This is a genomic window from Acidovorax sp. FG48, assembly GCF_057809085.1.
The window spans coordinates 1-13,223 of record NZ_JBMDJH010000022.1; the positions used below are offsets into that span (position 1 = coordinate 1).

The 13,223-nt window shown below is 65.3% G+C and carries 14 protein-coding genes; 3 read left to right on the forward strand and 11 right to left on the reverse strand.

Annotated elements, in window-relative coordinates; all coding sequences use genetic code 11:
• The 9 genes from ACODSU_RS21715 to ACODSU_RS21755 form a co-directional block, all read right to left on the reverse strand.
• A partial coding sequence (locus ACODSU_RS21715) for a GTP-binding protein (RefSeq protein ID WP_005434227.1) occupies positions 1-94 on the reverse strand: 94 nt, incomplete at its 3' end.
• A gap of 142 nt (positions 95-236) precedes the next feature.
• Entirely contained in the window at positions 237-2,339 is a 2,103-nt protein-coding gene (gene fusA / locus ACODSU_RS21720) for an elongation factor G (RefSeq protein WP_488844721.1), read from the reverse strand.
• A gap of 147 nt (positions 2,340-2,486) precedes the next feature.
• Positions 2,487-2,960 carry a 30S ribosomal protein S7 gene (gene rpsG, locus ACODSU_RS21725; RefSeq protein ID WP_005798541.1) on the reverse strand — a complete coding sequence of 158 codons (474 nt, stop codon included), beginning with the start codon at positions 2,958-2,960 and terminating at the stop codon, positions 2,487-2,489.
• Between the two features lie 175 nt (positions 2,961-3,135).
• A complete protein-coding gene (gene rpsL, locus ACODSU_RS21730; RefSeq protein ID WP_015012185.1) occupies positions 3,136-3,513 on the reverse strand; it encodes a 30S ribosomal protein S12 in 378 nt (125 codons plus the stop codon).
• A gap of 266 nt (positions 3,514-3,779) precedes the next feature.
• On the reverse strand, positions 3,780-4,949 hold the full coding sequence (locus ACODSU_RS21735) for a D-alanyl-D-alanine carboxypeptidase family protein (RefSeq protein ID WP_488844722.1): 1,170 nt from the start codon (positions 4,947-4,949) through the stop codon (positions 3,780-3,782).
• Positions 4,950-5,046: 97 nt separating this feature from the next.
• Positions 5,047-5,697 carry an alpha/beta hydrolase gene (locus tag ACODSU_RS21740; RefSeq protein WP_488844723.1) on the reverse strand — a complete coding sequence of 217 codons (651 nt, stop codon included), beginning with the start codon at positions 5,695-5,697 and terminating at the stop codon, positions 5,047-5,049.
• Positions 5,698-5,784: 87 nt separating this feature from the next.
• Complete coding sequence (locus tag ACODSU_RS21745) at positions 5,785-6,144, reverse strand: (2Fe-2S) ferredoxin domain-containing protein (RefSeq protein ID WP_110960415.1); 360 nt, start codon at positions 6,142-6,144, stop codon at positions 5,785-5,787.
• A 98-nt stretch (positions 6,145-6,242) separates the two neighbouring features.
• A complete protein-coding gene (locus ACODSU_RS21750) occupies positions 6,243-7,346 on the reverse strand; it encodes a VanZ family protein (RefSeq protein ID WP_488844724.1) in 1,104 nt (367 codons plus the stop codon).
• A gap of 18 nt (positions 7,347-7,364) precedes the next feature.
• Positions 7,365-7,793: a CopD family protein gene (locus tag ACODSU_RS21755; protein WP_015012180.1), complete on the reverse strand. Its 429-nt coding sequence runs from the start codon at positions 7,791-7,793 to the stop codon at positions 7,365-7,367.
• Positions 7,794-8,081: 288 nt separating this feature from the next.
• On the opposite strand from ACODSU_RS21755, the gene hemB reads away from it, so the two are divergent.
• Together hemB and ACODSU_RS21765 are read left to right on the forward strand one after the other, a co-directional pair.
• A complete protein-coding gene (gene hemB / locus ACODSU_RS21760; RefSeq protein WP_056643000.1) occupies positions 8,082-9,089 on the forward strand; it encodes a porphobilinogen synthase in 1,008 nt (335 codons plus the stop codon).
• Between the two features lie 58 nt (positions 9,090-9,147).
• Entirely contained in the window at positions 9,148-10,401 is a 1,254-nt protein-coding gene (locus ACODSU_RS21765; protein WP_488844725.1) for a magnesium transporter CorA family protein, read from the forward strand.
• Between the two features lie 189 nt (positions 10,402-10,590).
• Here ACODSU_RS21765 and ACODSU_RS21770 read toward each other — a convergent pair whose 3' ends face one another.
• Complete coding sequence (locus ACODSU_RS21770; RefSeq protein ID WP_488844726.1) at positions 10,591-11,451, reverse strand: amidohydrolase; 861 nt, start codon at positions 11,449-11,451, stop codon at positions 10,591-10,593.
• A 107-nt stretch (positions 11,452-11,558) separates the two neighbouring features.
• Positions 11,559-12,248: a dienelactone hydrolase family protein gene (locus ACODSU_RS21775; RefSeq protein WP_488844727.1), complete on the reverse strand. Its 690-nt coding sequence runs from the start codon at positions 12,246-12,248 to the stop codon at positions 11,559-11,561.
• Between the two features lie 133 nt (positions 12,249-12,381).
• Between ACODSU_RS21775 and ACODSU_RS21780 the strand changes: the two genes are divergently transcribed.
• Positions 12,382-13,128, forward strand: a complete 747-nt coding sequence (locus ACODSU_RS21780) for an SDR family oxidoreductase (RefSeq protein WP_488844728.1) — start codon at positions 12,382-12,384, stop codon at positions 13,126-13,128.
• The last annotated feature ends 95 nt before the right edge of the window (positions 13,129-13,223 follow it).

A 13,223-nucleotide genomic window follows, 5' to 3' on the forward strand; every position in this document is an offset into this window, starting at 1 on the left:
TAGCTGCCGTCAGCGTCGTCTTGCCATGGTCCACGTGACCGATCGTGCCCACGTTGACGTGGGGCTTGGTGCGTTCAAACTTACCTTTTGCCATTTCAATTCTCCAAAGAGCAATCCCTGTGTAGTGGTTTTACGTCTGCATCTGGTTGCTGATTCACTCCGCACAGGGAACAGAGTGGCACCGGATCGCAGACAAAACAAAGCCCGGACCAAAACGGCCCGGGCGAAATGCTTACTTACTTGGCGCGTGCTGCCATGATTGCTTCCGACACGTTGCGAGGTGCTTCGCTGTAGTGCTTGAATTCCATCGTGTAGGTGGCGCGGCCTTGCGACATGGAGCGCAGGGTCGTGGAGTAGCCGAACATTTCGGACAGGGGCACTTCAGCTTTGATGGCCTTGCCGCCACCGACCATGTCGTCCATGCCTTGCACCATGCCGCGACGGCTGGACAGATCGCCCATCACGTTGCCGGCGTAGTCTTCAGGCGTTTCCACTTCCACGGCCATCATGGGTTCCAGAATGACCGGACCGGCCTTCTTGCAACCTTCCTTGAAGCCGAAGATGGCAGCCATCTTGAACGCCAGTTCGTTCGAGTCAACATCGTGGTACGAACCGAAGTGCAGCGTGACCTTGACGTCCACCACGGGGTAGCCAGCCAGCACGCCTTGCGTCACGGCTTCGTTGATACCCTTTTCCACCGCTGGGATGAATTCGCGAGGCACCACACCGCCCTTGATCGCGTCCACAAACTCGATGCCCTTGCCGGCTTCGTTGGGTTCGATCTTGAGCACAACGTGACCGTACTGGCCCTTACCACCGGACTGGCGCACGAACTTGCCTTCGGCCTCTTCCACCGTCTTGCGGATGGTTTCGCGGTATGCCACCTGGGGCTTGCCCACGTTGGCTTCCACGCCGAATTCACGCTTCATGCGGTCCACGATGATTTCGAGGTGCAGTTCGCCCATACCACCGATGATGGTCTGGCCGGATTCTTCGTCGGTCTGCACGCGGAACGATGGATCTTCTGCAGCCAGGCGCGACAGGGCGATGCCCATCTTTTCCTGGTCGGCCTTGGACTTGGGTTCCACAGCCTGACGGATCACAGGCTCGGGGAACACCATGCGCTCCAGCGTCACCACGGCGGCGGGATCACACAGGGTTTCACCCGTGGTCACGTCCTTCAGGCCCACGCAAGCAGCGATGTCACCGGCACGGATTTCGTCCACTTCCTGGCGCTCGTTGGCGTGCATCTGCACGATACGGCCGATACGTTCCTTCTTGCCACGCACGGGGTTGTACACGGTGTCGCCCTTGGAGAGAACGCCGGAGTACACACGCACGAACGTCAGCTGACCCACGAACGGGTCGGTCATCAGCTTGAACGCCAGGGCCGAGAACTTCTCGTTGTCGTCCGCCTTGCGGGTGACTTCCTTGTCGTCTTCGTCGAAGCCGGGCACGGGAGGCACGTCCAGGGGCGAAGGCATGAGTTCGATCACGGCGTCCAGCATGCGCTGCACACCCTTGTTCTTGAACGCCGTGCCGCACAGCATGGGCTGGATTTCGCCGTTGATGGTGCGCATACGCAGGCCTTGGGTGATCTCTTCTTCCGACAGATCGCCCTCTTCCAGGTACTTGTTCATCAGGTCTTCGGAGGCTTCAGCAGCCGCTTCGACCATCTTCTCGCGCCATTCCTTGGCCACTTCGACCAGGTCAGCCGGGATGTCTTCGAAGGTGAACTTCATGCCCTGGGAGGCTTCGTCCCAGATGATGGCCTTCATCTTGCGCAGGTCGACCACGCCCTTGAAGTTGTCTTCGGCACCGATCGGGATCACGATGGGCACAGGGTTGGCCTTCAGGCGCAGCTTCATCTGGTCCACGACCTTGAAGAAGTTGGCACCGGTACGGTCCATCTTGTTCACAAAGGCCAGACGAGGCACCTTGTACTTGTTGGCCTGGCGCCAGACGGTTTCCGACTGGGGCTGCACGCCGCCCACGGCGCAGTACACCATGCAGGCGCCGTCCAGCACGCGCATGGAACGCTCCACTTCAATCGTGAAGTCCACGTGGCCGGGGGTGTCGATGATGTTGATGCGGTGCTCGGGGAAGGACATGTCCATGCCCTTCCAGAAGCAGGTGGTGGCCGCCGAGGTGATCGTGATGCCACGCTCTTGCTCTTGCTCCATCCAGTCCATGGTGGCCGCGCCGTCGTGCACTTCACCAATCTTGTGGTTCACGCCGGTGTAGAAAAGAATACGCTCGGTTGTGGTGGTCTTGCCAGCGTCAATGTGGGCCGAGATACCGATATTGCGGTAACGCTCGAGGGGGGTCTTGCGAGCCATGGTGGATCCTTGGATGGTTCGTGTTTTCGGGGGCGGGCCCAGCATTCTGGCGCTGCAACCCGTCAATTTTGTGACTGCCTGAAATCGACACAAGGCTGCAGGCAAAACGCCAGCAGCCTTGGGCCTATATCAGGGCAAATCCGCGTTTTAGAAGCGGAAGTGGCTGAATGCCTTGTTGGCTTCGGCCATGCGGTGCACTTCGTCACGCTTCTTCATGGCGCCGCCACGGCCTTCGGTGGCTTCCAGCAGTTCGTTGGCCAGGCGTTGGGCCATCGACTTTTCACCGCGCTTGCGGGCGGCTTCCTTGATCCAGCGCATGGACAGGGCCAGACGACGGACGGGACGCACTTCCACAGGCACCTGGTAGTTGGCACCGCCGACGCGACGGGACTTCACTTCCACCATGGGCTTCACGTTGTTGATGGCAACGGTGAAGGCTTCCAGAGGGTCCTTATCGGGGTGCTTCTTCTCGATCAGTTCCAGGGCGCCGTAAATGATGCGCTCTGCAACTGCCTTCTTGCCGCCTTCCATGATCACGTTCATGAATTTGGACAGCTCTACATTGCCGAACTTGGGATCCGGCAGGATTTCACGTTTGGGGACTTCGCGACGACGTGGCATTTTTTACCTCTATCTTTGCTTCAGTTGGCATCTTTTCAGACACCGCGAGAGCCAATCTCTGGACTCCCACTTACTCGACCCGCGCAGAACACCTGCGTTTGGGGTCACTACGCTGCAACTCCGCGCCACGCGGAAAAACAGCACCGAAAATTCTTCAGACCGGAAAAACCAGGGCTTACTTGGCCTTTGGCTTCTTCGCGCCGTACTTGGAGCGGGCTTGCTTGCGGTCTTTCACGCCTTGCAAGTCCAGCGAACCACGCACGATGTGGTAACGCACACCGGGCAAGTCCTTGACACGACCGCCGCGAACCAGCACCACGCTGTGTTCTTGCAGGTTGTGGCCTTCACCGCCGATGTAGGAGATCACCTCAAAACCGTTGGTCAGGCGCACCTTGGCGACCTTACGCAGAGCGGAGTTAGGCTTCTTAGGCGTCGTGGTGTACACACGGGTGCACACGCCACGGCGCTGTGGAGAGTTTTCCATCGCAGGGCTCTTGGACTTGGTCTTTTCGACCTCGCGCCCCTGACGGACCAGTTGATTAATGGTTGGCATGAAATACGTCCCTAAACGTGAATTTGCTTCGTGAAAGCGAAAACGTGAATCCCTTCGGAAATTCCGAAAAGCCTTCTAATGTAGCAGGACGCCCCCTGGAAGGCAAGCCTGCTGCGGCTTGCGGCGATCCAGGGCACCTGCTGCGATTCCGGTAACTGGCAGGTATTGGCTGCAAAAACAGAGGCCAAAACCAGGCCCGGCGCTTGCCGGACCTGCGCAGCCAGCTATGGTTTCAGAAGTGCCCTCTTAATTTCGGCAATCCAGCCTCACTTGATCCAGAGGCGGATGGCGTCCCAGGCGCGGCCCAGAATGCCGGCCTGCTCCACCGCCTCCAGCGCCACCAGGGGCACTTCGCCGATGGACTGGTCGCCCAGCATGACCTTGAGGGTGCCGATGGCCTGGCCCTTGGTGTAGGGCGCCACGAGCGGATCGGGGCGGGCGATCTGGGTGGTGATCTTGCCGGCGCTGCCTGCGGGCACGGCGACCACGATGGCTTCTTCGCGGCCGATCTTCAGCACACTGTCCTTGCCCTTCCAGACGGCAGGCGTCGCCACGGGCTTGCCCGCGTCAAACAGCTTGACCGCCTCGAACGCGGTGTAGCCCCAGTTCAGCAGCTTCTGGCTTTCGTTCGCGCGCGCGTTTTCGCTTGCGGCACCCAGCACGATGGACAGCAGGCGGCGCTGACCCACACCGGGGAATTCACGCTTGGACGTGGCCACCAGGCAGTAGCCCGCAGCGGCGGTGTGGCCGGTCTTGAGGCCGTCCACCGTGGGGTCGCGGAACAGCAGCGAATTGCGGTTGCTGCCATTCGATGCCGGGGTGCCCGGATAGCTGTACTGCTTGGTGGAGTAGTAATGCATGTACTCCGGGAAGTCTTTCATCAGCCGCATGGCCAGCACGGAGAGGTCGCGCGCCGTGGTGGTGTGGCCCGGTTCGGTCAGGCCTTCGGGGTTCTTGTAGCTCGTGCCCTTCATGCCCAGCGCCTGCGCCTGGTCGTTCATGAGCTTGACGAAGTTCTCGGCCGTGCCGCCCACACCTTCGGCCAGGGCCATGGTGGCGTCGTTGCCGGACTGCACGATCATGCCCTTGATGAGGTCTTCGACCGGCACCTGCATCTTGGGGTCGATGAACATGCGCGAACCGGGCATCTTCCAGGCGCGCACGCTCACGGGCAGCTTCTGGTCCAGCGAGATCTTCTTGGAGCGCAGCGCGTCAAACACCAGGTAGCCCGTCATGAGCTTGGTGAGCGAGGCCTGCTCCACCGGCGCGTCGATGTCCTTGGCGGCCAGCACCTGGTTGGCGGTGACATCCACCAGCATGTAGGTGCGCGCGGCGATTTCAGGCGGCTGGGGCGCCTGGGCAAAAGCGCCAAAGGCAGCCGGGGCCACCGCAGCAAAGACGGCCAGGGATCGCAACGCAGACAGGATTCGTTTCATGGGTCAGGAGGGGGCTGGAGAGGCTCGAAAAAAGGATGGGAGAAAAGGCGGGAGAGGGAGAACGGCAGACGGCCGGAGCCGGTCCGGGCGGCGCCCCTCAGGCGCCCGATTGCAGGTGGCGGACCACCAGGTTCTTCAGAAGCGGCAATTGTCCGTGAAAGAAATGACCGCCCGCGGGGACGACTGTGACAGGCAGTATCTGGGGCCGGGCCCAGTCCATCACGGCCGACAGAGGCACGGTGTCGTCCTGCTCGCCGTGCACGACCAGCGTGCGCAGGTGGGCGTCGGGCGGCACCGGGGCCACCGTGAAGCGGCTGGCAGCCGTGCCGACCAGCACGGCCTTCTCCACGCGCTGCGTGGGCCAGAGGGCCTCCAGGGCGTGGCTGGTGACAAACGCCCCGAAAGAAAACCCCGCCAGCGCCAGGGGTTGACCCACAGCGGCGGGAGCCACCTGCTCCACCACGGCCAGCAGGTCTTGCAACTCGCCCCGGCCTTCGTCATACACGCCAGCCGTGGCGCCCACGCCGCGGAAGTTGAAGCGCACCGCCGTCCAGCCACACTGCACAAACGCACGCGCCAGGGTCTGCACCACCTTGTTGTCCATGGTGCCGCCAAACAGCGGATGGGGGTGGGCAATGATGGCGATGCCACGGGGCGCCGCGCCATCGGCCAGGGTGGCGCTGTCGCGCACGGCCTCAATGGCGCCTGCGGGGCCGGACAGGGTCAGGCGTTCGGTCTGGGCATTCACGGATTTGCTACTCAATCAATAGCGGCAGGGGCATGATCCACTGGCGCCTGCTGCCAAAATCGTTCCAAGACAGGGATGGAGCCGCGCTCAGCGGCCAAGTTCCGCGGGCGTGACCAGGCGTTCCACCACCTGGCCGTTCTTGAGGTGCGATTCGACGATTTCGTCGATGTCCGCCGCGTCCACATAGGTGTACCAGGTGCCCTCGGGGTAGACCACAGCCACAGGGCCGCCCGCGCAGCGGTCCAGGCAACCGGCCTTGTTCACACGCACCTTGCCGGCACCCGCCAGCCCGGCGGCCTTGACCTGGGCCTTGCAGCGGTCAAAACCCGCCTGCGCGTTGTGGTGGGCGCAGCTGTCTTCACCGTTGGTGCGCTCGTTGAGGCAGAAGAAGATGTGGCGCTGGTAGTAACCGGGCGCTGCGGCCGGTGCGGTAGGGGTGTCGCTCATCCCCGCATTTTAAGGACACCCACCTTCCAGACCGGGCGGAGCGCAGCCCCAAACCCCTGGGCGGCCATACAGAACGCCAGAGGCCGTCGCCCGGTGAATCAGACTCCAGCGTCTCGCCGCGACACCCGAAACACCACGTACAGCAGCGTCACATAGGGCCACAGCCAGCCCAGCCACTGGCCCAGGCCATAAAAGCGGATGAACCGGCCCTGCTCCCAGATCTGCAGGGTCTGGGCAAAGTAGGCGCTGGTGGGCGCCTGGTTCAGCAGCGCCAGGTGCCAGGTCAACGCCAGCAGCAGCACGGCAGCGCAGGCCCGGCGCGGCAGGGCCATCATCAGCAGGGCCAGCCCCAGCGCCGCCCACACGCCCACGCGCACGGGCAGGTCCATCCACTCCCAGGCGTGCACGGGGCCCCAGCTGAGTGCGGCCGACAGTGCGGTCAGCACGATGCCCACCCCCACCACCGCCAGCGCAAACAGGGCGCGCCGCCCCATCTGGCGGATCACGCAATACCCCAGCAGGCAGGGAATCAGCAGCCCCAGGGTGACGCAGAGCAGCTCGCCGCTGGGCGACAGCGGGTCCAGCTCGGTCTCGCGCAGGGGCAGCCATTCCAGGAACGGCGTATCGGCCAGCAGGTCGATGAGTGCGGCCTCCAGCCGCTCCAGCACCTGGCCCAGGCCAAACGGCACGGCGGCCGGAAACAGCAGCGCCAGCGGCCACAGCGCCAGCAGCACCATGCCGCCCGACGCGTCGGACACAAACCAGCGCGCCCTGAAGTTGCTCCAGCGGTCCAGCGCGCCCAGTCGCTCCAGCAGTGCGGCGCTGAGCGCACCGGCCAGCGTGCCCAGCGCATTGAGCGCCAGGTCCAGGTTGGAAGGCACGCGCCGGGGCAGGTAGATCTGCAGAAACTCCATGCACAGCGACAGCAGCGTGCCCGCCAGCGTGGCCAGCGCCACCGCCCACAGCACATGCCGCCAGCCCGAGCGCAACAGGCCCAGCACCAGCAGGAAGCCCAGGGGCGCGTAGCCCACGAGGTTGGTCACCACGTCAAACCCCGTCCAGTACGGCGGGGGGATCCGCGCAAACAAAAAGACCAGGGGGTCAATGCCCTGTTCGCGCCACCCGTCAAACGGGAACAGGCTGGCAAAGACGATCAGCGCCGTGTACGTCAGCGCGAGCGGCCAGGCAGAGGTTTTGTGCATGCGCCCTCTGCGTCTCCGTCAGAAGGGCTTGACCACCACCAGCACCACGGCCACCAGCAGCAGCAGCACGGGTGCTTCGTTGAACCAGCGGAACCACACATGGCTGCGGCGGCTGGTGCCGTCGGCCAGCTTGCGCAGCAGCACGCTGCACGCGTGGTGGTAGCCGATGACCAGCACCACCACGGCCAGCTTGGCGTGCATCCAGCCATTGCCCGGGCCCCGGCCAATACCGTAGCCCAGCCACAGCCACAGCCCCAGTGCAATGGCGGGCACGGCCAGCAAGGTGGTAAAGCGCATCAGCTTGCGCGCCATGAGCAGCAGGCGGTCGCGCTCGGCGGCCGAGCCGGGCGCCACCATCGCCAGATTGACGAAGATGCGCGGCAAATAGAACAGGCCCGCAAACCAGCTGGCCACGAAAACGATGTGAAAGGCTTTGACCCAGAGCATGGGGGCAGTTTACGGGCCTACGCCACTCTGACGGGACAACCCCAAAAAAAAGCCCGGCAGATCCGCCGGGCCGGGAAAGCCTGTGCCGCATCGCTGCAGCCCAGGTCCCGCTCAGGGAGGAAAAGCGGGGGGCGGCAAGCCGCCCGGCCCCAATCTAGCACTGGGCCTGGGCGGTTACAAGCGGCTTTTCCACAGCGCGCCCGAAGCGCCAACCACCGCCGCCCGTCCTCCTGCCACCGGGGCGCGAGCCGGTGCACAGCGCCACAGGGAGGGATTCATAATCCGATGATGCACCTCCAAAGCCCTGCCCCCTTCCCCCAGAACCGCCCCCGCCGCCTGCGCCGCGATGCCTTCACCCGCCGCCTGGTGCGCGAGAACGTGGTCACCGCCGACGACCTGATCTACCCCGTGTTTGTGCACGAGGGCACCAACCGCAGCGAGGCCGTGACCTCCATGCCCGGCGTGGACCGCCTGAGCCTGGACCTGCTGCTGCCCGTGGCCGAGGACTGCGTGAAGCTGGGCATCCCGGTGCTGGCGCTGTTCCCGGCGATTGACCCGTCGCTCAAGACACCGGACGGCAAGGAAGCCCTGAACCCCAACGGCCTGATCCCCCGCGTGGTGCGGGCGCTAAAGAAAGAATTCCCCGACCTGGGCGTGATGACCGACGTGGCGCTGGACCCCTACACCAGCCACGGCCAGGACGGCGTACTGGACGAAACCGGCTACATCATCAACGACGAGACGGTGGAGATCCTCACCGGCCAGGCGCTCACGCATGCCGAGGCGGGCGTGGACATCGTCGCGCCCAGCGACATGATGGACGGCCGCATTGGCGCCATCCGCGAGGCGCTGGAGGTGCAGGGCCACATCCACACCCGCATCATGGCCTACAGCGCCAAGTACGCCAGCGCCTTCTACGGCCCGTTCCGCGACGCTGTGGGCACGCGCGGCGCTTTAGGCAAGGCCGACAAGAACGTCTACCAGATGGACCCGGGCAACAGCGACGAAGCACTGCGCGAAGTGGCCATCGACATCGCCGAAGGCGCCGACATGGTGATGGTGAAACCCGGCATGCCCTACCTCGATATCGTGCGCCGCGTGAAGGACGAGTTCAAGGTGCCCACCTTCGCCTACCAGGTGAGCGGCGAGTACGCCATGATCAAGGCTGCCGCCGCCAACGGCTGGCTGGACCACGATGCCGTGATGATGGAAAGCCTGCTGGCCTTCAAGCGCGCCGGCGCCGACGGCGTGCTGACCTACTTTGCGCGCGACGTGGCCCGCAAGCTGCAAAAATAATAGCTGTCAGCGCATATTCCACTAGCGCTACGGGCGCTTTTGACTGAAAACGGTGTCCATGCGCATCTTTCACATCCACAGCAGCGGCGTGCAGGAGCTCACCGCCCTGCCCGCCCAGATGCCAGCGCAGGGCTTTCTCTGGGTGGCCTGCGCCCGCCCGGCCTTCCAGGCGCGGCTGGCCGAGATACAGGGCCGCCTGCAGGCGCTGATCGGGCTGCAGCTGGTGGACCTGCATGTGTCCGACCTGCTCAATGCGCAGCTGCCCTCGCACTACGACTACACCTCGCAGTACGACCTGCTGGTGTTCCGCCGCCTGGCCACGGTGCAGGGCGATGCTGCGCCGCCCGAGCAGCTGGTGAGGACCGCACCCGCCGCACCAACCGTGGCTATCGAGACCGACAACCCCAACGCCGCCCCCGCCAAGCGCAGCGGCCCGCCCGTGCTGCGGCGCATCGACACCAGCCCCGTGGGGTTTGCGGTGTTTGACCAGCTGCTGCTGACCGTGCACCCCACCGACTGCGCGGTGCGCGATGCCTACGCGACGCGGCTGCTGGCAGCCACCCCGGCCAACGGCAACGGCAACGGCAATAGCAATGGCACCAACGCAACCGCCAGCCATGCTGCCGCCCACGGCAATGCCCACGCGGGCCCCGGCATGGGCGAAGGCCGCAGCAGCCCCATCTCGGGCTCGCGCCTGCCCACCAGCCCCGCCGACCTGATGCTGCGCGTGGTCAACCAGATGGTGGACGGCTACCTGGACCTGCGCCGCGAGCTCACCCGCCAGCTGGACCACTGGCAGACCGAGCTGCTCAAGCCCCGCGCCAGGTATGTGAACTGGACCTCGCTGCTTGAAGCGCGCCTGTCGCTGCACATGCTGGACGAGATCTGCGAAGACCAGCGCACCGCCGTGCAGGACTGGATCGACGCGCTGGAAACCTGGGCCCTGCCCGACACCCCCACGGGCCTGCGGGAGCTGGACCTGCTCAAGGTGCGCAGCCGCGACGTGCTGGAGCACATTGAGCGCGTGGTGCACCACGTGCGGCGCCTGGAGCAGAGCACCGAAACCGCCGTGCAGATGCACTTTTCGGTGCAGAGCAACCGCACCAACGACATCATGCGCACCCTCACGGCGCTCACGGCCGTGTTTTTGCCGCTGAACCTGATCGCGGGCATTTTCGGGATGAACTTCGAGTTCATCCCGCTGGTGCACAAGGCCGATGGCTTCTGGTGGGCCATGGGGTCGATGGTGTTCATCGCGGTGGCCCTGGTGCTGCTGTTCTGGCGCAAGCGGTATCTGGCGAGGACGCGGTGACATCCCCCTGAGGCGCTACGCGCCTTCCCCCTTCTCTCGACTCGCTGGCGCGATTCGGGAAGAGGGACACCGCCAGTGCGGCGGGGCGGCCCTTGCACGGCGGTCGCTGGTAGGGGCAGCGCCAGTTTCAATGGCTGCCAGCTAGAAGGCTGCCAGGGCACAAGCCTCAATGCACCGGCGATGGCCCACTCACGGCCTGGCCACCCCAAACAGCCCCGCCGCGTTGTCCCACGCCACCTTGCGGGCCACATCGGCGGGCAGGCCGCCCAGCCACTGGCGGTAGCCCTGCATCAGGCTTTCGTAGTGCTGCCACCGCTGGTTGACCCAGGTGTCCGAGCCGATCACAAAGCGTGTGGGGTACTTGAGCAGCAGCGCGCGCCAGGCGGGGCACAGCTGGTTGTCGTCGCACACCAGGCCGGGGCGGTACGAGAGTTCGCCCACCAGGCCGGGGTAGCGGGCCATCAGGGCGTCCACCCGCTCCACCGGCGCGCCGCCGATGCCGGTGTGGGCCCAGATCAGCCGGGCCTTCTGGCCTTGGGACGGGGTGTTGGCCATCAGCAGGTCGATGGCGGTGTCGTCCACATGGGCCAGCACCACCAGGTCCCGCTGCTCGGCCAGGGCCATGAGATTTTTGGCCACGGGGCCGTTGGCGTTGGCGCTGTCGTACAGGTGGAATTCGCCCAGGCCCCGGTAGGGGCCGGCGGGCGTGCCCCGGGCCAGTTCGGTCTGCACCATGTCGTAGATGGTGTCGTCGGCAAACCAGCCGGTGTAATCGGCGCGGTTGCGGTACAGCCGCACAAACGGCACCACCGTCACGCCGGCCTCACGGGTCTGCGGCAGGCCCGCCAGCGTGAGCGACCCGGCATTGGGCCGCGAGTTGGCCACGATGGCGCGCACGCCGCTGGCCTTCATGCGCGCCAGCACATCGGCGGGTGGGTGCGGGCCTGCTTTGCCGTCCCAGGCTTCCTCGTTGTAGTGCAGGTGGGCGTCGAACAGGGGGCCAGTGTAGTCGGCCGCGTGGGCGCTAGCGCACAGCGCTATCAAACCCATAGCTACCAGCGCATGACGGACTAGCGCTTGGGGCCAGAAACGCCTGAAATCCGCCATGGTCACCCCCGTTGGTCGTTCGCTATCGTGTCGCGGTCACCGGGGCGGTCTCAGCCCAGGTGCTTGGCAAAAAAGGCCAGGGTGCGCTCGCGGGCCGTGTTGGCGGCGGCCTCGTCATAGCTGCCGCGCTGGTCGCAGTTGAAGCCATGGTCGGCGGCGTACACGTGCACTTCGACCTCTGGGTGGGCCTTGCCGAAGGCCTGCACGCTGTCCAGTGGAATCCAGTGGTCGCGCTCGCCAAAGTGGGCCAGCACCGGCACCTTGGGGGTGCGGGCCACTTCTTCCGGCGTGGTCACGCCGCCGCCGTAGTACGGCACGGCGGCCGACAGGCCCTGCAGCTGGCAGGCCGAGCGCCAGGTCAGCAGGCCGCCCCAGCAGTAGCCCACGATGCCCACCTTGCCGCCGCTTTGCTGCGCGGCGTAGTCGATGGCGGCCTGGATGTCGGGCAACACGCCCGGAGCAGGCAGGGCCTCGACGGCGGCCTTCAGGCCCATGCCGGCCTGCATGTCGTCACCGGTGTAGCCCAGCTCCACCCCCTGCTGGACGCGGTGGAAGGTGGAGGGCGCCACGGCCAGGTAGCCGCTGGCGGCATAGCGGTCGGCCACTGAACGGATGTGCGAGTTCACGCCAAAAATCTCTTGCAGCACCACCACGGCGCCACGGGGGGTGCCTTCGGGCTTGGCGACCCAGGCGGGGGCCACAAAACCGTCACTCGATGTCAGATCAACAAACTGTCCCATGCTGAATGCTCCTTTGCTTTGGTAAATATGGCGCGTGAATGGGCCGCTAAAGGGCCGCAAAGTCGGCCAGGACCCTGCGCGGCGGGGCGCAGAACCTGTTCCAATGCGCCATTCTTGCAGGAGACCCCACCCCATGGAGAAGATCGCACTAATCACCGGCGCCAGCCGGGGCATTGGCGCCGCCACCGCACGGCTGGCCGCAAAACATGGCTGGGCCGTGGCCGTCAACTACCTCGCCAACGAGGCCGCCGCGCAGGCCGTGGTCGATGCCATCCGGGCAGACGGCGGCACCGCCATCGCGGTGCAGGGCGACGTGGCGAGCGAGGCCGACATCCTGGCCATGTTCCAGGCGGTGGACACCGAGCTGGGCCGCATCAGCGCCCTGGTCAACAACGCCGGGGTGGTGGACGTGACCGCCCGGGTGGACGCAATGAGCACCGAGCGCCTGCGCCGCATGTTCGATACCAACGTGATCGGCAGCATCGTCTGCGCCCGCGAAGCCGTGCGGCGCATGAGCACGCGCCATGGCGGCAGCGGTGGCGCCATCGTCAACGTGTCCAGCGCCGCCTCGCGCCTGGGCTCGGCACACCAGTATGTGGACTACGCGGCGGCCAAGGGCGCCATCGACACCTTCACCATCGGCCTGGCGCGCGAGGTGGCGGCCGAGGGCATCCGCGTGAACGCCGTGCGCCCGGGCCTGATCGAGACCGACATTCACGCCAGCGGCGGCCTGCCCGACCGCGTGCGCGACCTCTCGCACCAGGTGCCCATGTTGCGCGGCGGCACGGCCGACGAGGTGGCCGAGGCCATCGTCTGGCTGATGTCGCCCGCTGCGAGCTACACCACCGCCACCTTGATGGATGTGTCGGGCGGGCGCTAGGAGAGAAGGCCCGGAGCCACCCGTGGCAGGCACGCTGCAATGCAGCATGCTTGGCCGCCAAACGGCGCAGAAAACACCGCATACTCGCGCACAAC

What these genes read in the sequence shown, in the direction of transcription:
- fusA (WP_488844721.1), bottom strand. Translation starts at nt 2,339, where the DNA reads ATGGCTCGCAAGACCCCCCTCGAGCGTTACCGCAATATCGGTATCTCG.
- hemB (WP_056643000.1), top strand. Translation starts at nt 8,082, where the DNA reads ATGCACCTCCAAAGCCCTGCCCCCTTCCCCCAGAACCGCCCCCGCCGC.
- ACODSU_RS21745 (WP_110960415.1), bottom strand. Translation starts at nt 6,144, where the DNA reads ATGAGCGACACCCCTACCGCACCGGCCGCAGCGCCCGGTTACTACCAG.
- ACODSU_RS21765 (WP_488844725.1), top strand. Translation starts at nt 9,148, where the DNA reads ATGCGCATCTTTCACATCCACAGCAGCGGCGTGCAGGAGCTCACCGCC.
- ACODSU_RS21735 (WP_488844722.1), bottom strand. Translation starts at nt 4,949, where the DNA reads ATGAAACGAATCCTGTCTGCGTTGCGATCCCTGGCCGTCTTTGCTGCG.
- ACODSU_RS21775 (WP_488844727.1), bottom strand. Translation starts at nt 12,248, where the DNA reads ATGGGACAGTTTGTTGATCTGACATCGAGTGACGGTTTTGTGGCCCCC.
- ACODSU_RS21755 (WP_015012180.1), bottom strand. Translation starts at nt 7,793, where the DNA reads ATGCTCTGGGTCAAAGCCTTTCACATCGTTTTCGTGGCCAGCTGGTTT.
- rpsL (WP_015012185.1), bottom strand. Translation starts at nt 3,513, where the DNA reads ATGCCAACCATTAATCAACTGGTCCGTCAGGGGCGCGAGGTCGAAAAG.
- rpsG (WP_005798541.1), bottom strand. Translation starts at nt 2,960, where the DNA reads ATGCCACGTCGTCGCGAAGTCCCCAAACGTGAAATCCTGCCGGATCCC.
- ACODSU_RS21770 (WP_488844726.1), bottom strand. Translation starts at nt 11,451, where the DNA reads ATGGGTTTGATAGCGCTGTGCGCTAGCGCCCACGCGGCCGACTACACT.
- ACODSU_RS21750 (WP_488844724.1), bottom strand. Translation starts at nt 7,346, where the DNA reads ATGCACAAAACCTCTGCCTGGCCGCTCGCGCTGACGTACACGGCGCTG.
- ACODSU_RS21780 (WP_488844728.1), top strand. Translation starts at nt 12,382, where the DNA reads ATGGAGAAGATCGCACTAATCACCGGCGCCAGCCGGGGCATTGGCGCC.